This is a genomic window from Rhizobium sp. SRI_017 (genome assembly GCF_057586295.1).
In genome coordinates this window covers 903,711-923,309 of record NZ_JBYCZP010000001.1, presented here as the reverse complement: position 1 = coordinate 923,309, position 19,599 = coordinate 903,711, and the positions used below count along the sequence as shown (strand labels likewise).

20 protein-coding genes are annotated in these 19,599 nt (G+C 61.1%); 13 read left to right on the top strand and 7 right to left on the bottom strand.

The genetic code is table 11. From position 1 onward, the window contains the following. Positions 1-71: 71 nt before the first annotated feature. The 5 genes from upp to AC2YI2_RS04665 all read right to left on the bottom strand — a co-directional run bounded on the left by upp (position 72) and on the right by AC2YI2_RS04665 (position 3,893). Positions 72-701: a uracil phosphoribosyltransferase gene (gene upp / locus AC2YI2_RS04685; RefSeq protein ID WP_487385249.1), complete on the bottom strand. Its 630-nt coding sequence runs from the start codon at positions 699-701 to the stop codon at positions 72-74. 126 nt (positions 702-827) lie between these two features. Beyond that, a complete protein-coding gene (locus AC2YI2_RS04680; RefSeq protein WP_487385248.1) occupies positions 828-2,048 on the bottom strand; it encodes a phosphopentomutase in 1,221 nt (406 codons plus the stop codon). Between the two features lie 72 nt (positions 2,049-2,120). Continuing rightward, positions 2,121-2,735 (bottom strand): TadE/TadG family type IV pilus assembly protein, encoded by a 615-nt coding sequence (locus AC2YI2_RS04675; protein WP_487385247.1) that lies wholly within the window; start codon positions 2,733-2,735, stop codon positions 2,121-2,123. After that, entirely contained in the window at positions 2,732-3,349 is a 618-nt protein-coding gene (locus AC2YI2_RS04670) for a TadE/TadG family type IV pilus assembly protein (RefSeq protein WP_487385246.1), read from the bottom strand. Before AC2YI2_RS04670 ends, AC2YI2_RS04675 begins: the two co-directional genes overlap by 4 nt. A 127-nt stretch (positions 3,350-3,476) precedes the next feature. After that, entirely contained in the window at positions 3,477-3,893 is a 417-nt protein-coding gene (locus tag AC2YI2_RS04665; RefSeq protein ID WP_487385245.1) for a pilus assembly protein N-terminal domain-containing protein, read from the bottom strand. 452 nt (positions 3,894-4,345) lie between these two features. Between AC2YI2_RS04665 and AC2YI2_RS04660 the strand changes: the two genes are divergently transcribed. From AC2YI2_RS04660 to AC2YI2_RS04615, 10 genes are all read left to right on the top strand, one after another. Continuing rightward, complete coding sequence (locus tag AC2YI2_RS04660; RefSeq protein WP_487385244.1) at positions 4,346-4,519, top strand: Flp family type IVb pilin; 174 nt, start codon at positions 4,346-4,348, stop codon at positions 4,517-4,519. Between the two features lie 213 nt (positions 4,520-4,732). Continuing rightward, complete coding sequence (locus AC2YI2_RS04655) at positions 4,733-4,903, top strand: Flp family type IVb pilin (RefSeq protein WP_487385243.1); 171 nt, start codon at positions 4,733-4,735, stop codon at positions 4,901-4,903. Positions 4,904-5,081: 178 nt separating this feature from the next. Continuing rightward, positions 5,082-5,588, top strand: coding sequence for an A24 family peptidase (locus tag AC2YI2_RS04650; RefSeq protein WP_487385242.1), 507 nt, complete (start codon positions 5,082-5,084; stop codon positions 5,586-5,588). Positions 5,589-5,706: 118 nt separating this feature from the next. Further along, a complete protein-coding gene (gene cpaB, locus AC2YI2_RS04645; RefSeq protein ID WP_487385241.1) occupies positions 5,707-6,525 on the top strand; it encodes a Flp pilus assembly protein CpaB in 819 nt (272 codons plus the stop codon). Positions 6,526-6,542: 17 nt separating this feature from the next. Continuing rightward, positions 6,543-8,117 (top strand): type II and III secretion system protein family protein, encoded by a 1,575-nt coding sequence (locus tag AC2YI2_RS04640; RefSeq protein WP_487385240.1) that lies wholly within the window; start codon positions 6,543-6,545, stop codon positions 8,115-8,117. A gap of 14 nt (positions 8,118-8,131) precedes the next feature. Then, positions 8,132-8,812, top strand: a complete 681-nt coding sequence (locus tag AC2YI2_RS04635; RefSeq protein WP_487385239.1) for a CpaD family pilus assembly protein — start codon at positions 8,132-8,134, stop codon at positions 8,810-8,812. 53 nt (positions 8,813-8,865) lie between these two features. Beyond that, on the top strand, positions 8,866-10,152 hold the full coding sequence (locus tag AC2YI2_RS04630) for a CpaE/TadZ family protein (RefSeq protein WP_487385296.1): 1,287 nt from the start codon (positions 8,866-8,868) through the stop codon (positions 10,150-10,152). A 30-nt stretch (positions 10,153-10,182) separates the two neighbouring features. Further along, entirely contained in the window at positions 10,183-11,667 is a 1,485-nt protein-coding gene (locus AC2YI2_RS04625; protein WP_487385238.1) for a TadA family conjugal transfer-associated ATPase, read from the top strand. A gap of 12 nt (positions 11,668-11,679) precedes the next feature. Beyond that, positions 11,680-12,690, top strand: a complete 1,011-nt coding sequence (locus AC2YI2_RS04620) for a type II secretion system F family protein (RefSeq protein WP_487385237.1) — start codon at positions 11,680-11,682, stop codon at positions 12,688-12,690. Positions 12,691-12,703: 13 nt separating this feature from the next. Beyond that, positions 12,704-13,684 carry a type II secretion system F family protein gene (locus AC2YI2_RS04615; protein ID WP_487385236.1) on the top strand — a complete coding sequence of 327 codons (981 nt, stop codon included), beginning with the start codon at positions 12,704-12,706 and terminating at the stop codon, positions 13,682-13,684. Positions 13,685-13,943: 259 nt separating this feature from the next. On the opposite strand, the gene AC2YI2_RS04610 is transcribed toward AC2YI2_RS04615, so the two are convergent. Next, positions 13,944-14,684, bottom strand: a complete 741-nt coding sequence (locus AC2YI2_RS04610) for a TerC family protein (RefSeq protein ID WP_487385235.1) — start codon at positions 14,682-14,684, stop codon at positions 13,944-13,946. A gap of 104 nt (positions 14,685-14,788) precedes the next feature. After that, positions 14,789-16,207: a helix-turn-helix domain-containing protein gene (locus AC2YI2_RS04605; protein ID WP_487385234.1), complete on the bottom strand. Its 1,419-nt coding sequence runs from the start codon at positions 16,205-16,207 to the stop codon at positions 14,789-14,791. A gap of 146 nt (positions 16,208-16,353) precedes the next feature. Between AC2YI2_RS04605 and AC2YI2_RS04600 the strand changes: the two genes are divergently transcribed. The 3 genes from AC2YI2_RS04600 to yghU all read left to right on the top strand — a co-directional run bounded on the left by AC2YI2_RS04600 (position 16,354) and on the right by yghU (position 19,540). Next, positions 16,354-17,886 (top strand): acyl-CoA carboxylase subunit beta, encoded by a 1,533-nt coding sequence (locus AC2YI2_RS04600; RefSeq protein ID WP_487385233.1) that lies wholly within the window; start codon positions 16,354-16,356, stop codon positions 17,884-17,886. Between the two features lie 341 nt (positions 17,887-18,227). Further along, entirely contained in the window at positions 18,228-18,530 is a 303-nt protein-coding gene (locus AC2YI2_RS04595) for a hypothetical protein (protein ID WP_487385232.1), read from the top strand. A gap of 113 nt (positions 18,531-18,643) precedes the next feature. Next, the gene (gene yghU / locus AC2YI2_RS04590; protein ID WP_487385231.1) at positions 18,644-19,540 is read left to right on the top strand and encodes a glutathione-dependent disulfide-bond oxidoreductase; all 897 of its coding nucleotides are present in this window, start codon (positions 18,644-18,646) and stop codon (positions 19,538-19,540) included. Positions 19,541-19,599 lie beyond the last annotated feature (59 nt).

Genomic DNA, 19,599 nt, shown 5'->3' with positions numbered 1-19,599 from the left:
TTCAGGGGTTTTCCGAAGTCGAACACTGACCGGAAGGTTAACGCTGTCTCGTCGCGAGCCGATGCTCTGGCCTATTTCGTGCCATACATGCGGTCGCCGGCATCGCCGAGGCCGGGGACGATATAGCCCTTCTCGTTGAGATGGCTGTCGATCGAGGCCGTATAAACAGGCACGTCGGGATGGACACTGTGGAAATTCTTAATGCCTTCGGGTGCGGCGAGGAGGCAAAGGAAACGGATGTTCTTGGCGTTCCGCTCCTTGAGTTTGTCGATCGCCGCGATCGAGGAGTTGCCGGTCGCCAGCATCGGATCGACGACGATGACGAGGCGCTCGTCGATGTCGTCGGGCGCTTTGAAATAGTATTCGACCGGCATCAGCGTCTCGTGGTCGCGATAGACGCCGATATGCGACACACGGGCCGACGGCACCAGGTCGAGCATGCCTTCGAGCAGGCCGTTGCCGGCGCGCAGGATCGAGGCGAAGACCAGCTTCTTGCCTTCGAGGATCGGCGCCTTCATCGTCTGCAGCGGCGTCTCGATCTCCTCATAGGTCAGTTCGAGGTCGCGCGTGACTTCGTAACAGAGCAGCGTCGAGATCTCGCGAAGGAGCCGCCGGAACCCGGCAGTTGAAGTTTCCTTCTTGCGCATGATGGTGAGCTTGTGCTGCACCAGCGGATGATCGATGACCGTGACGCCGTTCATGGGGATGCCTTCCAGGATAAGTGTATTGTCAGAACTCTTTTCACGCCCGGCCGCTATTCGCAAGCATTGAGCCATCGATTGCACGGCTCATCCCCAGCCGGGGAGCACACTGCAGCGAGCTCGCGGTCAGAGAAAGCTCCGCCCGTGCGGACCTGCCGGAATGCCGAGATGCCTGGCGACCGTCTCGCCGATATCGGCGAAGCTGCCGAGCACGCCATGTGGGCCGGGCCGGACATTCGGGCCGAAGGCGAGCACCGGCACGCGCTCGCGCGTGTGGTCGGTGCCGCGCCAGGTCGGATCGCAACCATGGTCCGCGGTCAGGACCACCAGGTCGTCAGGCCTCATCTTCCGTGCGATGGCGGGAAGCCGTGCGTCGAAGGCCTCGAGCGCCGCAGCGTAGCCGGGCACGTCGCGCCGGTGGCCATAGAGCTGGTCGAAATCGACGAAATTGGTGAAGACAAGGTCGCCATCCTGGGCGCGATCCATCGCCGTCAGTGTGGTGTCGAACAAGGCTGAATTGCCGCTCGCCTTGCTCTCGATCGTGACGCCCTTGTGGGCAAAGATGTCGCCGATCTTGCCCACGGCATGCACCTGGCTGCCAGACGCCTCGACACGGTCGAGCAGGGTGGGTTCCGGCGGCGGCACCGAAAAGTCGCGGCGGTTGCCGGTGCGATGGAAGGTGTCGCGGTTCTTGCCGAGGAAGGGTCGTGCGATGACGCGGCCGATATTGAGCGGATCGAGGATGATCCGCACTTTCTGGCAGAGATCCAGCAGCCGAGTCAGCCCGAAGGTCACTTCATGCGCGGCGATCTGGAAAACCGAGTCTGAGGACGTGTAGCAGATCGGCATACCGGTCCGCATGTGTTCCTCGCCGAGTTCGGCGATCACATCCGTGCCGGAGGCGTGCTTGTTGCCGAGAATGCCCGGCAGGTGGCCGGCGGCGCAGATATCGGCGACCAGTTGCTCGCTGAAGGCGTCGCCCTCGGTTGGGAAATAGCCCCAATCGAACCTGACGGGCGTGCCCGCGATCTCCCAGTGGCCCGACGGCGTATCCTTGCCGCGCGAGATCTCATTGGCGGCGGCATAGGCGCCGATCACCTTGTTCGGCCGCTCCATGCCCGCGGGCCAGTATTTCGAAGCGGTGTGATGGGCATGCAGCAGGCCGAGCATCGCCAGATTGGGAAGCTGGAGCGGCCCTTCGCGCAGGCCCACGCGGTCGCCCGCGCCCGCCGCGCAGAATTCCGCGATATGGCCAAGCGTGTTGGCGCCGAGGTCGCCATATTCGGCCGCATCGGACGCGCTGCCGATGCCGAAAGAATCCAGCACGAAGAGAAATGCCCGCGCCATACCATGCTCCGCTACCCGGCTTGAGGCCAGTCGTTCGCATGGGGGTAACGCGGCAATGGGGATTTGGCAATATCAGCCGCAATCCGAGCAGGGCACGTCTGAGCCAAGACGCTGACGGTAGAAGAATTCCCGGCGGATCGTGATGCTGCGGCTCGAAGGTTCGAGGCTCGTCGGCCCGCCGAAGAAAAGCAGCATCGTGTGCTGCACGGAAAGTTCCGACCGGACGAGGAAGGAACTCGGTTGCTTCATGTCGGCGGGCACGGTGACCACCGATCCCTTGGTATAAGGCGTTCCGCCGCTTTCGTTCCACGACCACAGGACCTTGGCATTGCCGGTACTGTCGATCGTCACGCCGGTGATCTTGAGCGTGAGACCGAGCGCCGGGCTCGGTGCGATCGTCGACTCCGCGGCATCGATCATCTCGCTGAGGAAGGCCTTGGTGACGGCGTCCTGCCGGGTCACGATGTCGGCGATGGAGCCGGCGGCCTTGAGGGTCTTCTGCGACACTGAATAACCAGCCGTGATCTCGAAGGAGCTTATATAGATCGCGATCAGGATGGGTGCGAGGAAGGCGAATTCGATGGCGCTGGCGCCGGAACGCTCTTGGGCAAAGCGCTGGATACGCGCACGGAGCCTCGTGAAAAGTCCGAGCTGCTGCGTCGTCGGTTCGTCGACAGCCTCAGTCATTCGTAGTCCTCGTTCTCGAAGGCTGCCGTCTGTACGATCAGGAAGTCGGTGGGCACCGGCTTATTGGCGGGGCGAATATTGGTGATGTAGGGCCGCATCAGGTCGGTCAAGATCTGCCAGCGATAATAGGCCCGAAAACTGTTCTTGCTGTTGGCGCCTCCGGGAGAGAAGGCGAAGTCGGTCGTATCGAGGTCGGCATAGTCCGCGGTGGAGACCTTTGGCACCTCACGCGGCATATCGGCGAAGCTCGAGAAGGTCCGGACGTCGAGATAGAGCTTGCTCGGATTGTTGGCTTCCGTTTCCGAGCACATCCGCATGATGGAAATCTCGTCGCAGAACAGCTGGCGGAACTCGGCTTCCGTCACATCGGTGGATTTGCCCTGGCCGAAAGTAATCTCGCCGGTGCGGATCTTGCGGGCCATGGTCTCGACGGCATTTGCCATCAGTTGTTCGCCGGCGAAGGCAAAGAACGTCTCGAAGGTCGCGAACATCAAGAGCATGAAGGGTACGGCGAGAATCGCAAATTCAAGCGCCGCCGCACCCTCGCGCTCACGGCCAAAACGGAGAAGCGATCGAAATCGCCGCTGCTTCTTCGTTCTGTCCGTCAAATCCATAGGGTTGCCCGCTCACCAGATGTGAAAGGCCACACTATCGACAAAGCTTTAAATGCCAGTTTGCCGGGGTCAGAGCTTTTTAAGCATTATTTCAACGCGGCTTTAAGAAATAGCCGGTGTTAGGGCATCAGTTGGTCTTGTTGCCGTTCAGTGCCTGATGCTCTTCGCAGCTCGGGGTGCAGGAGAGCACGCTGCGCTCGACCTGACGGTACATTCTCACCGTATTGGCCTCATCGATGGAAACCAGGATGCGTTCGTCGAGCAGCGCATTGCCGTCGGCGTCGAGCAGAACGATATTCGTCGTGCCGAATGCCTTGCCCGTGAGAACGATGGTGCGCGAATCCGCCACCGTTGCATCGGCGACATCGGCATTGCCGACGATCACCTTGGAGACCGGCTGGTCGAGCTTCAGCACCTTCGCGTGATTGAGGAATACCCGCATCATACCCTCATCGTCTGCGCGGACATTGGCCGCACATGTGAAGAGGAGCGCGAGAGCTATGGCACCCGCGCGCGTAAGGGAGATGGGAGTCCGGATGGGCATGGTGCTGGTTCCAGATGGTCTTGCTGAATGAAGTGTGGAGGAGAATGATGAATGAAGGCTTAAGGTCGCGGGCGCGTTTACCTTTGTGACAGATCGATTACGGCCATCGGCTCCTGCTCTTGCAAAGGAAATGTTTACCGGGCGACGCGGATTATCCTATAGTAATACCAGACGGGCATTGGATTGCGCCCATCTGTTCTCATGCGCATCACGCATTGGCGGAGAGATGTGCAGAAAAGAATAGTCTATTCCACCGGTTTGCCGGATTGTCGCTAAAATATTATCAATCGGATTTGGAAATCCTTCACCAAGTCTAGTTTTGCCCCGGATTTACACTCTGTTTACCGACTTTCTTAAGCGGCGCGAAATACCCCCTCTGTAAATTGTGCTCATCCGATCCAACGGCGAACAGTTGGCGGAAGTGCTGATGTCAAGTTACCAAGGAGACGATCATGTCTGCGATTTTCGCACGCTTTATGAAAGATGAGTCCGGCGCGACCGCAATCGAATACGGCCTCATCGCCGCGCTGATTTCCGTTGCTCTCATCACCGGTGCCACCGCGCTCGGCAACTCGCTGAACAAGCAGTTCAACGCGCTGTCCACCAAGCTGAACTACACCGGCTGATATCGGACGGTTTCATACCCGAAAGGCCCGCCGAGAGGCGGGCCTTTTCTTTTGCGCCGACAATATCGTTTTCAGTTTCCCGAAATTGTATCGGAATGATCTCCCGATTGCCGGAAATTCTCGTGCCGTTAACTTATCGCTTTAAAGCTTAATCAAGAAAATATTGCTACTTTCGCGCTGTCTGAGTTCCGCCCTCGCACCAAGGAGTTAACGATGGCTACCCTGATCTCTCGTATGCTGAAGGACGAATCCGGCGCGACTGCAATCGAGTACGGCCTCATCGCGGCTCTGATCGCCGTGGCCCTGATCACCGGAGCGTCGACTCTCGGCAACTCGATCAACACCCAATTCAATGGTCTCTCCACCAACCTCAACGTCACTTGATTTCGTCGGTCGCCTCCAGCCGATGCAATTGTTGCTGGTCGCAATTCGTTAAGCCCGACATGCGATGATCGAAGCGGCCAAGAGGCTGTTTCAGGACACTCGTGACAGTTGGACCTGGATAGCCGTCAATTCAGAAAGGGAGCAGTTTGGACCGGATTGCCCCCGCACGGAGATGGTGATGATTCCGGCTGCTATTATGGTGATCTTTCCGCTCTGCCTGGCCATGGCGGCTTGCAGTGACCTGCTCACTATGACAATTCCGAACCGCCTCTCCGTGGTGCTGATCGCTTCCTTCGCCCTGATCGCGCCCTTCTCCGGCCTTTCCCTGCATGACATTCTCATGCATTTCGGTGCCGGAGGGGCCGTTTTTGCCGCCTGCTTCGTCCTCTTCGCCTTCAACATCATGGGCGGCGGTGATGCAAAGATCCTGACGGCGAGCTCGATCTGGTTCGGCTTTAACGACAGCCTGATCAACTATCTAGCCTATGTTTCCATCCTGGGTGGATTCCTCAGCATCATCATCCTGATGATGCGCACGCAGCATAATCTCATCCTTGCTTATGGCATCCCGATCCCCGAGACGATGCTGCACAAGAAGAAGGTGCCCTACGGCATCGCGATCGGCGCCGCGGCCCTCATGGCCTATCCAATGTCGCCGATCGTGAAATTGGCGCTGGCCTTCTGATAGTTCTGATCAGCGTTCAGGACTGATTAACTATAATCGTAAGCATCCCGTTAACTATAATTACACCAATTGCTGAGCATTCTGCGCGTTGAAATCAGTCAATCCGCAGGGATCGCTCATGAAGCCCGCCCGAGTCATCATCCTTTCCGTCGCTCTGCTTGCAGCCGGCGCCGCAGCGTATCTGGCCATGAATCTGACCGGACGCGAGACGGTCGTGCAGATGGAGGCCGAAACGGTCGTGAAGAAGGAGCCGGTGATCAACGTGCTCGTCGCGGGCGCCAACCTGCCCGTCGGCTCCCGCCTTACCGAGGAATCCATGCGCTGGCAGGGCTTTCCCGAGAACGGTATCGTGGAAGGTTTCATCACGGATCAAACCCGTCCGAACGCTCTGACCGAACTCAAGGATGCGATCATTCGCATGCCGATCTTCGAAGGCGAGCCGATCCGTGCCGAGAAGATCGCCGACGCCAATGGTGCGATCATGTCGTCGCTGCTGCCGTCGGGCAAGCGCGCCGTTGCCACCGAAATCTCCGTTTCGACCTCGGCCGGCGGCTTCATCCTGCCCAATGACCGGGTCGACGTCATCATGGTCAAGAAGGGCGAAGAGGGCGGCTATCAGACCGAGACGATCCTCAGCAACATCCGCGTCCTCGCCATCGACCAGGAAGTTCAGGAAAAAGACGAGAGCAAGACTGTCGTTGGCACTACCGCGACGCTGGAGCTGACGCCCGAACAGGCCAAGGTCATCGCCGTCGCCCAGCAGATGGCCGACCGGCTGACCCTGGCGCTGCGCTCGGTTGCCGACGCGCAGGAGCCTGATGCGCTGGTCGCCAAGCACCTGCTCTCGGGCGAAGGCAATCAGGCCACGATTCAGATTATCAAGTCCGGCGTCATCCAGAAGATGAACGACGCAGCCAGCCAGCAGCCGGCGCAGTAGGCGGGAGCAAGAGAGACATGACCATGCGTTCGAAGTTCCTCATGGCGCCGTTGAAGGTAACCCTCGGCCTCGCCCTCGCCATCGCCGGCGTGCCCGGCCTCGACGGCCGTCTCACCCTCGGTGTCGGTACTGTGCCGGACGCGCTGGCCGGCCAATCGATGATCAAGATTTCGCAGGTCGGACCCGGCATCACCCGCAAGGTCAAGCTTGGTCTCAACAAGGCGATCGTCATCGACCTGCCGACCGATGCACACGATATCCTGGTCGCTGACCCAAATATCGCCGACGCCGTGACGCGCACCTCGCGCCGCCTCTATGTCTTCGGTAAGCAAGTCGGCCAGACCAATGTCTTCATCTTTGGACCCGGCGGCGAAGAGCTTGTTTCCGTCGATCTCGAAATCGAACGTGACATCTCTGGCCTCGAGGCAAATCTGAAGCGGTTCATTCCGGAATCGGACATCAAGGTCGAGATCATTTCGGACAATATCGTTCTGTCCGGCACGGTGCGCACGCCGCAGGATTCTTCGCAGGCCGAGAAGCTCGCCGAGATCTTCGTCAAGGGCGGTGAAGCGACCACGCGCAACTCCACCGCATCCTCGAATTCGACGACGGGCGATACCGAAGTCGCAATGTTCAACGAAGAGCGCCAGTCCTCGCAAATCGTCAACATGCTGACCATCGAAGCCGAGGACCAGGTGACACTGAAGGTCACCATTGCTGAAGTCAGCCGCAGCGTCGTCAAGCAACTCGGCTTCAACAGCTCCGTGTCGGGTGCCAACGGCAACATCTCCTTCCAGTATCCGACGAATCTCGGCGGCTCGACAAAGTGGATCAATTCGACGAACGCCACCGGCACGATCGGCGGCCTCGATATCACCTCCTTCGTCAATGCGATGGAACAGGCAGGCGTCATGCGCACGCTCGCCGAACCCAGCCTGACCGCCATCTCCGGCGAACAGGCCAAATTCTATGTTGGCGGCGAATTCCGTGTGCTCGACCGGCAGGATGTCGAGGACGGCGGCGTGACTCGCGAGTTCTCGACTGTAGAATATGGCATCCGCCTGAACTTCAAACCGGTCGTCCTTTCTCCCGGCCGCATTTCGCTGGCGGTCGAAACGCATGTCTCCGAGCCCACTTTCGAAGGGTCTCAGACGTCCGCCGGTGCGATGTGGCCGATCCTCGGCAAGAAGAAGGATGTGGATTTCCCGGCCTCGACCATGCTCGGCCTCCGCAAACGCGAAGCGTCGACCACCGTGGAGCTTCCCTCGGGTGGTTCGATCGTCATCGCCGGCCTCGTACGCGACGATATCCGGCAGGCAACGACGGGTACGCCCGGCCTGATGAACGTGCCGATCCTCGGAGCGCTGTTCCGCTCGCGCGATTTCCAGCGCAACGAGACGGAATTGGTGATCATTGCCACCCCCTATCTCGTCAGGCCCGTCGAGCGTTCGAAGCTCGCCCGGCCGGATGACAATTTCCATCCCGAGAACGACGTGACCGGCTTCTTCCTCGGCCGCGTCAACAAGATCTACGGCCGCAAGGAAAAGCAGCCAGGCGCCTATAACGGCACCATCGGCTTCATCTATAAGTGAGAAGGCACGCGACCATGACCAGCCACAACAGCACGTTCCGCGTCCTAGGGATTGCGACTGCCATTTCAGTCGCCGCCCTGCTCACCTCCTGCGCGGCCCGCCCCGACCGGGTGACGACGAACTCCGTGCCGGGTTCGAATGATTACCGCACTGCCCACCCGATCACGCTCGCCGAAGTGCAGCATAGTCTGGACGTCCCGATCGGCACCGGCGAACGCAAGCTGACCACGCCGCTACGCGATCTCGTGCGCGGCTTTGCGCAGGATTATCTCGCCCTCTCCAAGAGCACGGTCTCGATCGCCGTACCCGTTTCGTCGGCGAATGCGGGTGCCGCAAACAACGTGAAGGGTGAGATCCGCAAGGTCCTCATCGAAGCAGGCGTCAAGAGCAACCACATCGTGCTCACGAGCTACGATCCATCGGATGCGTCCGCCTCCGCCCCGGTTCGCCTGAACTTCGTCGCCGTCACCGCCATCACCGGCGATTGCGGGCTGTGGCCGACCGATCTCTTCGGTCCGACGATCCGCGACAATACGAACTGGGAGAACTTCGGCTGCGCCTCGCAGCAGAACCTCGCTGCCCAGATCGCCAACCCAGCCGATCTTGTTGGCCCGCGCGGCATGACGCCGATCGACGCGCAGCGGCGCGCCGAAGTCATCAAGATCTACCGTACGGACGGCAATCCGGCCGGTTGATCGCGAGAGCCAAGGCGAGGCCCGGCAGGAACAGGAACGAAAGCAACATGACCATGAGCGCAGTCGAATACGGCATCAACAAAGGCGAAGACGGGCCAGCGGCTGAGGTCCAGATCCGGCCAGGCGATCTCGACCATCTTCGCCCGCTGCCCCGCATTTCGGTGCATGCCTTCTGCGAGTCGGAAGGCATGTTCACTGTCATGGAAAAGCTGGCGCAGGACCGGCGCATGGCCAAGGTCAGCTTCCGCATCACGCAAGGGTCTACCCAGGCCGCCGCCAACATGTTTTCCTCGGCACCGACGCCGAACCTCATCCTCCTCGAAACCGGCGCGCTTGCCGCTGCGATGATGGAAGAACTCGCGCCGCTCGCCGAGGTCTGCGATCCCTCGACCAAGGTCGTCATCATCGGCCGCTACAACGACATCCCGCTCTATCGCGACCTCATTCGCAACGGCATTTCCGAATATATGGTCGCGCCGGTCTCGCTGGCCGACATCATCGCCGCGATCTCCTCGATCTTCGTCGACCCGGAGGCGGAACCGCTCGGTCGCACGATCGCCTTCATCGGCGCCAAGGGCGGCGTCGGCGCGTCGACCATCGCGCACAATGTCGCCTGGGGCATCTCAACGCTGTTCTCGTCAGAGACCATCCTCGCCGACCTCGACCTGCCTTTCGGCACCGCCAATATCGACTTCGACCAGGATCCTGCCCAGGGCATCGCAGAAGCCGTCTTCGCGCCTGAACGGCTCGACGACGTCTTCCTCGACCGGCTGCTAACGAAATGTTCCGAGCATTTGTCCCTGCTCGCAGCGCCTTCGCTGCTCGACCGTGCCTATGATTTCGACCGCATGGCCTTCCAACCGATCGTCGAGATCCTGCAGCGCACAGCGCCGGTCGCGATCCTCGACGTCCCGCATGCCTGGAACGAATGGACGCGGTCGCTGATGGCTGATGTCGACGACATTGTCCTCGTCGCGGCGCCCGACCTTGCCAATCTCCGCAATGCCAAGAACCTGTTCGACCAGCTGCGCAAGATGCGGCCCAACGACAAGGGCGCGCATCTCCTGCTCAACCAGGTCGGCATGCCGAAGCGGCCCGAAATCCCGCCCGCGGACTTCTGCCAGACGCTCGAGACGGAGCCGATGGCCATCATCCCTTTCGACATCCAGCTCTTCGGCCAGGCCGGCAATTCCGGTCGCATGATCGGTGAGATGGATTCGAAGTCGCCGATATCAGAGATCCTGACTCAGGTCGCCCATGTGGTGACGGGTCGGGCCACGGTGAAGAAGCCGAAGAAGAGTGGTCTCGGCGGCATTCTTGGCCGCCTCGGCAAGAAGTAAGTGAATTTCAGTTTGGATTGGTAGCGACCGATGTTTGGAAAGCGTGGAAATGAAGGTCCTGTGAGGCCAGCCGGGGGGACGATAACCGCCCCGCCGCCGCCTCAGCAGCAACCCACGATGATCCAGCCGCCGCCGCTCGCGCCCGTGCCCGTGCTGCAGGAGCCAGCGCGCGACAGCCAGACGTCGCGCCCCGCCGCGCCTCCTCCCCAGCCGCGCCGCCGGACGGCTCGCTCGGAGGACTATTACGCGACCAAGAGCCAGGTCTTCTCGGCGCTCATCGACACGATCGACCTGTCCCAACTCGCCAAGCTCGATGTCGAAAGCGCGCGCGAGGAAATCCGCGACATCGTCAACGACATCATCACCATCAAGAACTATGCGATGTCGATCTCCGAGCAGGAGGAACTGCTCGAGGACATCTGCAACGACGTTCTGGGTTACGGCCCGCTCGAGCCGCTGCTTGCTCGCGACGACATTTCCGACATCATGGTCAATGGCGCCGGCCAGACCTTCATCGAAGTGGGCGGCAAGATCGAGGAAAGCGACGTCCGCTTCCGCGACAACAGCCAGCTGCTCTCGATCTGCCAGCGCATCGTCAGCCAGGTCGGCCGCCGGGTCGATGAGTCCTCGCCGATCTGCGACGCGCGCCTGCCCGACGGTTCGCGCGTCAACGTCATCGCACCCCCGCTCGCCATCGATGGCGCGGCGCTGACCATCCGCAAGTTCAAGAAGGACAAGCTGACCCTCGACCAGCTCGTCCGCTTCGGTGCGATCACGCCCGAGGGCGCGACGCTGCTGCAGATCATCGGCCGTGTCCGCTGCAACGTCGTCATCTCGGGCGGTACCGGCTCGGGCAAGACCACGCTGCTCAACTGCCTGACGCGTTACATCGACCTGACCGAGCGCATCATCACCTGCGAGGACTCGGCGGAACTGCAATTGCAGCAGCCGCATGTCGTGCGCCTCGAAACCCGCCCGCCGAATATCGAAGGCGAAGGCGAGATCACCATGCGCGAACTGGTCAAGAACTGCCTGCGCATGCGTCCCGAACGCATCATCGTCGGCGAAGTCCGCGGCCCCGAGGTTTTCGACCTGCTCCAGGCGATGAACACCGGCCACGACGGTTCGATGGGCACGATCCACTCCAACAGCCCGCGCGAGTGTCTGAGCCGTATCGAGTCGATGATCGCCATGGGTGGCTTCACGCTACCCGCAAAAACCGTGCGCGAAATCGTTTCCGGCTCGATCGACGTGATCGTCCAGGCCGCGCGCCTGCGCGACGGCTCCCGCCGCATCACCCACATCACCGAGGTGATCGGCATGGAAGGCGACGTCATCGTGACGCAGGACCTGATGCGCTACGAGATCGAGGGCGAGGACGCCCATGGCAAGATCATTGGCCGGCACAAGTCGACGGGCATCGGCAAGCCCCATTTCTGGGACCGTGCCCGCTACTTCGGCGAAGACAAGCGTCTCGCCGAAGCCCTGGACACGATGGAAGCACAGTCGAAGTAAGGCGGAGAGACGATGTTTGGCATCGACCCGATAGTTCTGGCGATCATCGCTCTGGCGGCCGTCTCGGCCGGCGCGGTCAGCTATGGCGTGCTCTTCTCTCGTCTCGAAAACGACAAGAAAGCGCAGAGCCGCTTCGACCGTGTCAAGTCGGCCGAAACCGACCGCGTCAAGATCAAGGCTTCCCGCGATCGGCTGGCCGAAATGAGCAAGCGCCGCAAGTCGGTGCAGGATTCGCTCAAGGACCTTGAAAAGAAGCAGGCTGAGGTCAACAAGAAGAAGGCGGCGACGCTCAAGGCCAAGATCACCCAGGCCGGCCTCGGCTTCACCGAAATGCAGTTCCACATCGCCAGCATTGTGCTCGGGCTTGCGGCCGGAGCCTTCGCCTTCCTCGCCGGCATGCAGATCTTCGTCGTGCTTGGTATCGCCTTCGTCGTGGGTGCCGGCGTTCCGCGCTTCTTCGTCAACTTCGTCCTCAAGCGTCGCCTGAAGAAATTCCTCGATGAGTTGCCGAATGCACTTGATGTCATGGTGCGCTCGATCAAATCGGGCTTGCCGCTCAATGATGCGTTGCGCCTCATCGCCAACGAAGCCAAGGATCCGGTAAAGACCGAATTCCGCCGCGTCGTCGAATCCCAGCAGATGGGCCTCTCGGTGCCCGACGCGATCGCCCGCATGTATCTGACGGTGCCGCTCTCCGAAGTGAACTTCTTCGCCATCGTCATCCAGATCCAGGCGCAGGCGGGCGGCAACCTGTCGGAAGCGCTCAGCAATCTTTCCCGCGTCATCCGCGACCGCAAGAAGATGAAGGCCAAGGTGACGGCGCTTTCCATGGAAGCCAAGGCCTCGGCCTACATCATCGGTGCGCTGCCCTTCATCGTCGCGACGCTCGTCTACCTGACATCGCCCGAATACATGATGATCCTGTTTACCGATCCGCGCGGCCATCTCATCATGGGGTGCTCTGCCGTGTGGATGTCGATCGGAATCTTCGTCATGCGCAACATGATCAATTTCGACATCTGAGGAGCGCGCGACCATGGATCTCATAAGGACGCTCACCGATCCACAGGTCATCCTGGCGGGCCTCGTCGCGATCGCCGTCTTTGCCACGCTCTATGTGCTGGTGCTTCCCTACTTCGACTCCGGCGGCCTCGACAAACGGATGAAGGCTGTCACCTCGGAGCGGGAGCAGATGCGCAGTCGCGAACGCGCGCGCATCGGTGCCGAATCCGCATCGCAGCGCGCTTCGCTCCGTCATCAGAACAATTCGTCGATTCGCAACATTGTCGACCGGCTCAACCTGCGTGAGGCCCTGGTCGATCAGGGAACCATGGACAAGCTGAAAACGGCCGGCTTTCGTTCGCAGAACGCACTCAACACCTTCCTCGTCGCGCGCTTCACGCTGCCTTTCATCTTCATGGCGTTTGCCGGTTTCTACGTCTTCGTCCTCGGCTTCCTCGCCGAGCAGACCTTCATGGTGCGCATCCTCACCGTCATCGGTCTCGGCTATCTCGGCTTCTATGCGCCGAATATCTTCATCTCCAACAAAGTGGGCAAGCGCCAGCACTCGATCCGCCGCGCCTGGCCGGATGCCCTCGACCTGATGCTGATCTGCGTGGAATCGGGTGTTTCCATCGAAGCCGCGATCAAGCGCGTGTCGGAGGAAATGACGGTGAGTTCGCCCGAACTCGCCGAGGAAATGGTGCTCACCAATGCCGAGCTCTCCTTCCTGCAGGAGCGTCGCGTGGCCTATGAGAACCTCGCCAAGCGCACCGGACTCGACATCGTCCAGGCCGTCACCCAGGCTCTTATCCAGGCCGAACGCTACGGCACGCCGATCGCCACGGCGCTCCGCGTTCTCGCACAGGAAAGCCGCGACCAGCGCATGAACGAGGCCGAAAAGAAGGCCGCCGCGCTGCCGCCCAAGCTGACCGTGCCGATGATCCTGTTTTTCCTGCCGGTGCTGATCGCGGTTATTCTCGGGCCGGCGGGTATTCAGGTTTCGGATAAGTTCTGAGGCGTTGCCTAGGGCTTTCACCCCTCACCAACTCCGGCCAACCAATCGCCTACGGCTCTTGGGCCTTCGTATCCTCTCCCACAAGGGGAGAGGTAGGGCGCCACGCTCTCGGCCTTCACTTGTGGCACGGTGAGCGCCGCTGGTTTACCTCTCCCCTTGTGGGAGAGGATAGCAAGTCCGAACGAGACGAAGTCGAGTTCTGGGCGCGCTTGGTGAGGGGTGAATCCCGCCCGCCAAGCATCAGGCCAGGACTACCGTCTCACTCCACCTTCTTCCGTCGCGCGTTCCTCGAGAACATGTTGAGCACCTCCACCAGCGCCGAGAAGGCCATGGCGGCGTAGACGTAGCCCTTCGGCACGTGGAAGCCCATGCCTTCTGCGATCAGCGTCGTGCCGATCATCAGCAGGAAGGCGAGCGCCAGGATGACGATGCTCGGATTGCGCTCGATGAAATTGGCGAGCGGCGTTGCGGCGAGCAGCATGACGGCAACGGCGGCGACGACCGCGATGATCATGATCGGAAGATGCGGCGTCATGCCGACGGCGGTGATGATGGAATCGACCGAGAAGACGAGGTCGAGCAGCAGGATCTGGCCGATGGCCGCGGCAAAGCCCGTCGTCGCCGAACTCGCGATGAAGTCCTCGTTCTTGTCCTCGGGATCGACATTGTGGTGGATTTCCTTGGTCGCCTTCCAGACCAGGAACAGGCCGCCGGCGATCAGGATCATGTCCTTCCACGAATAGCCGTGGCCGAAAGCCTCGAACACCGGCGTCGTCAGCTGGACGATCCAGGCGATGGTGCCGAGCAGGCCGAGCCGCATGACAAGCGCGAGCCCGATGCCGATCTTGCGGGCCCGTTCCCGATGTTCGGGGGGAAGCTTGTTGGTGAGGATCGAGATGAAGATCAGGTTATCGATGCCGAGCACGACCTCCATCACCACCAGCGTCACCAGCGCCACCCAAGCCGCCGGATCCTGAATCAACACCGCCAAACTATCCATAAATGTCCCTTCCTTGCCCCGTTTTGGTGGTCGGAATGTAGGGACGGCTTGACGATCCGCAAGCGTGGCGCGGCATAAAAACCCCGGTTCAAGAGATTGTGCGATCAATTTTCCTTGAGCCGGTAAGGCAGGACCGCGCGCCGGTCGTGATCGATGATCAGCCGGCCCTTGAGCGGCGGCATCGCGCGGGCCGCGCAATTGGTCCGCTCGCAGATCCGGCAGGAAATGCCGATCGGGTCGAAGCTGGCGCGATTGCCGAGATCCATGTCGTCGGCATAGACGAAGCTGTCGGCATAGGAGACCTCGCAGCCGAGCGCCAGCGCATAGTGCTGCCGCGGAAAGCGGAAGCCGCGCCCGCCCTTGGTGATCTGGGTCGAAAGACAGAGATAGCGCGCGCCATCCGGTGTCTCGGCGAGCTGCCGTATGATCTGCCCCGGCGCCTCGAAGGCCCGATGGACATTCCAAAGCGGGCACGCCGCGCCGAAACGGGCGAACTGGAGTTTTGCGGCGCTGTGCCGCTTGGTGATGTTGCCGGCCCGGTCGATGCGGGCGAAGAAGATCGGAATGCCCTTCTGCCCGGGCCGCTGCAGCGTCGAGAGACGATGGCAGACCTGTTCCAGGCTTGCGCCGAAGCGCACCGAGAGCAGTTCGAGATCGTGCCGAACCTCCCGCGCCGTCTCCATGAATTTCCGGTACGGCAGCAAGAGTGCGCCGGCGAAATAATTGTGCAGCCCGATGCGACAGATCTCGTAGGCTTCCGACGTCCGGAACGACGCATTCCCAGCGATCACATCGACCTCCTCGGCGGCACCGAGCTGCGCGATCTGCATCGCGAGCTGGAAATCACGGGTGGCTGGCGGCAGATAGGGATTGAGAGTAAGCACCCGGGTCTTTGGGTCGAAGCTGCGGATCAGGTCGTCGTCGCGGCCGGCGCGAGTCACGCGAACGCCGTGCTGCCGCTCGAGATATCCTGACAGGACCGCATAGCTGTCGATCTCGCCGATACCGAGTTCACCCGCCAGCGCCTCTGCCTTGAGGTCGATCGCGTGGATGTAATTGTCCAGGAAGTGGAAGAAGTCGCGCACTTTCTCATAGGGCGTGTGTTCCGTCAGCCCCGCGCCGCGGCCCAGCGTGTCGTCTATGCTGGCAAGCTGCTCGGAATTGTGCCGATAGGCCTGATGCACCGCGATCAGCGCATGCGCGATAGCAGGCGCGTTCTGTGCCACCAGCTTCACCTCCTGCAGGGTCGGCGTGTGGCTGGCGAAGATCGGATCGGTCATGGCCTCCGAGAGCGCCGACATCAACCGATCGCTCTCCCCGGCCGCCAGTCCCGAGAGGTCGATCTTGAACTTCTCCGCCAGCGACAGCAATACCGAGGCCGAGACCGGTCGCTGGTTGTTCTCGATCTGGTTGAGATAGCTGATCGAAATGCCGATCCGGTCGGCGAACTGCGCCTGCGTCGCCTTGTTCGCCTGCCTGAGTTCACGAACCTTGCGGCCGATATAGAGCTTGCCGACGACCATCTTGGAACCTCTTTGCAAATTTGCAAAATACACTTTTCACTTATGTAAACCGCACAACTTCGCCCGATCAATGGTTTTCTTGGAAATCCTGCGGGCGTAGTGCAAAGTCAGCATCCGCCAGCACCACCGGATGGATTGGGAGAGATATGCGCGAAATCCTCGATCAGCTCGAAACCCGCCGACAGGCTGCCCGCATCGGCGGCGGCGAAGTCCGTATCGCCACCCAGCATTCCAAGGGCAAGCTGACCGCACGCGAGCGCCTCGACGTGCTCCTCGATGAGGGGTCGTTCGAGGAATACGACATGTATGTCACGCACCGGACGACCGATTTCGGCATGGCCGAGAACAAGGTGCCCGGTGATGGCGTGGTGACCGGCTGGGGCACGATCAATGGCCGGCTCGTCTATGTCTTCTCCCAGGATTTCACCGTGCTCGGCGGCTCGCTTTCCGAGACCCATGCGCAGAAAATCTGCAAGATCATGGACATGGCCGTCCGCAATGGCGCGCCGGTGATCGGGCTGAATGATTCCGGCGGTGCCCGCATCCAGGAAGGTGTCGCCTCGCTTGCCGGCTATGCCGAAGTGTTCCGCCGCAATGCCGAAGTCTCGGGCGTCATCCCGCAGATCTCGGTGATCATGGGCCCCTGTGCCGGCGGCGCGGTCTATTCACCCGCCATGACCGACTTCACCTTCATGGTGCGCGGCAGTTCCTACATGTTCGTCACCGGCCCCGATGTGGTGAAGACCGTGACCAACGAGATCGTAACCGCTGAAGACCTCGGCGGCGCCAAGACCCATACGACCAAGTCGTCGGTTGCCGACGGCGCCTTCGACAATGACATCGAGGCGCTGCTGCGAATCCGCGACCTGTTCGACTTCCTGCCGCTCAACAACCGCGACAAGCCACCGGTCCGCCCGTTCTTCGACGATCCGGACCGGCTGGAGGAGCGCCTCGACACGCTGATCCCCGACAGCGCCAGCAAGCCCTATGATATGCGCGAGCTGATCCTCGCCATCGCCGACGAAGGCGAGTTCTACGAGATCTCGGAAGGTTTCGCCCGCAACATCCTGACGGGTTTCATCCGCATCGAGGGCCAGACGGTCGGGGTCGTCGCCAATCAGCCGATGGTGCTCGCCGGCTGCCTCGACATCGATTCCTCGCGCAAGGGCGCGAAATTCGTCCGCTTCTGCGATGCCTTCAACATCCCGATCCTGACCCTGGTCGACGTGCCCGGCTTCCTGCCCGGCACGGCGCAGGAATATAACGGCATCATCAAGCACGGCGCCAAGCTGCTTTTCGCCTATAGCCAGGCCACCGTACCGATGGTCACGCTGATCACGCGCAAGGCCTATGGCGGCGCCTACGACGTCATGGCCTCCAAGCATATCGGCGCCGACGTCAACTATGCCTGGCCGACCGCTGAGATCGCCGTGATGGGTGCCAAGGGCGCGGCCGAGATCCTCTACCGTTCCGAGCTCAAGAACCCCGAAAAGATCGCGGCCCGCACCAAGGAATACGAAGACCGCTTCGCCAACCCCTTCGTCGCCGCCGAGCGCGGCTTCATCGATGAGGTCATCATGCCGCATTCCTCCCGCAAACGCCTCGCTCGCGCGTTTGCGATGCTGCGCACCAAGAAGCTGGAAAGTCACTGGCGCAAGCACGACACGATGCCGTTGTGAGGTGGATGCGTTGATGTTCGCGCTCATGGCCGCACCCCCCTCAGTCCTGCCGGACATCTCCCCCTCAAGGGGGGAGATTTGCAAGACGCGTTCGACCAGCCACAAGCTGGTGACGGGAGCCGAATACACGACATTCAAGAGACGTAAGACAAAGCTCAATCGAATCTCCCCCCTTGAGGGGGAGATGTCCGGCAGGACGGAGGGGGGTCCTCGGGTCGCCATGGCAAACCTGACATTCGTCAATCAACTAGCAGATTTCATTACGATTTCTGTCTTTACATCTGCGGCGATCCGCCCCACTCTTGCTCTCGTTCCGAAGCGGTGCCGGGAGGGCGCTTTCGATGACCAAGCTGAAGATGACGCCGGAAGAGGCGCGGCGGGACCACGAGGCGATGCTGCGCTACATGGCCAAGTGGTTCGTACTCGGCCTGGGCTTCGGGCTGTGTTGCGCGACCTTGGTCTTCGTGCTCGACATCGGCAGCCTCGGCACCCGGCTTTCACGCACGGACAATCCGATCATTCCCGTGATCCTCATCGCCCTGCCGATGGGACTCACCTTTGGCGCCGTGCTCCTCAGCATCGCGATCTGGGTGCTGCCCTATGAGGCGAAATATGAGCGAACGAACGGTCGGGAGCCGTTCTGAAGAGACAATCCTTGCTTTAGACTGGCTTGGCGGAGCGGCGGTACGGCCATCGCCTTCCTATATGACTTTTGCGCCCTCCCAGCGCGCCCAAGCACAGCAAGGACAAGATTTCCATGACTGAAAAACTCCCTGAGAACAATTTCCCCGCCGGCTACGAAGTCCCCAAGGTCTGGACCTGGGACAAGGGCAATGGCGGCACGTTTGCAAACATCAACCGCCCGATCGCCGGCCCGACCCATGACAAGGAACTGCCGGTGGGAAAACATCCGCTGCAGCTTTATTCGCTGGCCACGCCCAACGGCCAGAAGGTCACGATCCTGCTGGAAGAACTGCTCGCCGCCGGCCACACGGGCGCTGACTATGACGCCTGGCTGATCAAGATCGGCGACGGCAACCAGTTCGGCTCCGGCTTTGTCGGCGTCAATCCGAATTCCAAGATCCCGGCTTTGATGGATCATTCGACACCGGAGCCGACCCGCGTCTTCGAATCCGGCTCCATCCTCGTCTATCTCGCGGAAAAGTTCGGCGCCTTCATTCCGAAAGACCACAAGGGCCGCACCGAGACGATGAACTGGTTGTTCTGGCAGATGGGCTCGGCGCCCTTCCTCGGCGGTGGTTTCGGCCATTTCTTCGCCTATGCACCCATGCACATCAAATACGCGATCGACCGCTATGCGATGGAAACGAAGCGCCAGATGGACGTGCTCGACCGCCATCTTGCCGACCACCAGTTCATGGCAGGCAGCGAATACTCGATCGCCGACATGGCGATCTGGCCCTGGTACGGCAAGGTCACCATCGACCAGTCCTATCCCCGTGCCACCGAGTTCCTCGAAGGCCGCAGCTACAAGCATGTCCTTCGCTGGACGGAAGAAGTCGGCGCCCGCCCGGCGGTCAAGCGCGGCGTGATGGTCAACCGCATCTCTGGCGACCTCGCCGGCCAGCTGCCGGAACGCCACGATGCTTCGGATTTCGAGACCAGGACGGCGGACAAGCTCGCGACGAATTGAAACTGAAACACGGACCGGCCCGGGGCGCGATGCTCCGGGCCGGTCCAGACACCAACACC

Bases quoted from the DNA above. Each gene is read 5' to 3' on its own strand.
- upp (WP_487385249.1), bottom strand. From the start codon at position 701: ATGAACGGCGTCACGGTCATCGATCATCCGCTGGTGCAGCACAAGCTC.
- AC2YI2_RS04680 (WP_487385248.1), bottom strand. From the start codon at position 2,048: ATGGCGCGGGCATTTCTCTTCGTGCTGGATTCTTTCGGCATCGGCAGC.
- AC2YI2_RS04675 (WP_487385247.1), bottom strand. From the start codon at position 2,735: ATGACTGAGGCTGTCGACGAACCGACGACGCAGCAGCTCGGACTTTTC.
- AC2YI2_RS04670 (WP_487385246.1), bottom strand. From the start codon at position 3,349: ATGGATTTGACGGACAGAACGAAGAAGCAGCGGCGATTTCGATCGCTT.
- AC2YI2_RS04665 (WP_487385245.1), bottom strand. From the start codon at position 3,893: ATGCCCATCCGGACTCCCATCTCCCTTACGCGCGCGGGTGCCATAGCT.
- AC2YI2_RS04660 (WP_487385244.1), top strand. From the start codon at position 4,346: ATGTCTGCGATTTTCGCACGCTTTATGAAAGATGAGTCCGGCGCGACC.
- AC2YI2_RS04655 (WP_487385243.1), top strand. From the start codon at position 4,733: ATGGCTACCCTGATCTCTCGTATGCTGAAGGACGAATCCGGCGCGACT.
- AC2YI2_RS04650 (WP_487385242.1), top strand. From the start codon at position 5,082: ATGATTCCGGCTGCTATTATGGTGATCTTTCCGCTCTGCCTGGCCATG.
- cpaB (WP_487385241.1), top strand. From the start codon at position 5,707: ATGAAGCCCGCCCGAGTCATCATCCTTTCCGTCGCTCTGCTTGCAGCC.
- AC2YI2_RS04640 (WP_487385240.1), top strand. From the start codon at position 6,543: ATGACCATGCGTTCGAAGTTCCTCATGGCGCCGTTGAAGGTAACCCTC.
- AC2YI2_RS04635 (WP_487385239.1), top strand. From the start codon at position 8,132: ATGACCAGCCACAACAGCACGTTCCGCGTCCTAGGGATTGCGACTGCC.
- AC2YI2_RS04630 (WP_487385296.1), top strand. From the start codon at position 8,866: ATGAGCGCAGTCGAATACGGCATCAACAAAGGCGAAGACGGGCCAGCG.
- AC2YI2_RS04625 (WP_487385238.1), top strand. From the start codon at position 10,183: ATGTTTGGAAAGCGTGGAAATGAAGGTCCTGTGAGGCCAGCCGGGGGG.
- AC2YI2_RS04620 (WP_487385237.1), top strand. From the start codon at position 11,680: ATGTTTGGCATCGACCCGATAGTTCTGGCGATCATCGCTCTGGCGGCC.
- AC2YI2_RS04615 (WP_487385236.1), top strand. From the start codon at position 12,704: ATGGATCTCATAAGGACGCTCACCGATCCACAGGTCATCCTGGCGGGC.
- AC2YI2_RS04610 (WP_487385235.1), bottom strand. From the start codon at position 14,684: ATGGATAGTTTGGCGGTGTTGATTCAGGATCCGGCGGCTTGGGTGGCG.
- AC2YI2_RS04605 (WP_487385234.1), bottom strand. From the start codon at position 16,207: ATGGTCGTCGGCAAGCTCTATATCGGCCGCAAGGTTCGTGAACTCAGG.
- AC2YI2_RS04600 (WP_487385233.1), top strand. From the start codon at position 16,354: ATGCGCGAAATCCTCGATCAGCTCGAAACCCGCCGACAGGCTGCCCGC.
- AC2YI2_RS04595 (WP_487385232.1), top strand. From the start codon at position 18,228: ATGACCAAGCTGAAGATGACGCCGGAAGAGGCGCGGCGGGACCACGAG.
- yghU (WP_487385231.1), top strand. From the start codon at position 18,644: ATGACTGAAAAACTCCCTGAGAACAATTTCCCCGCCGGCTACGAAGTC.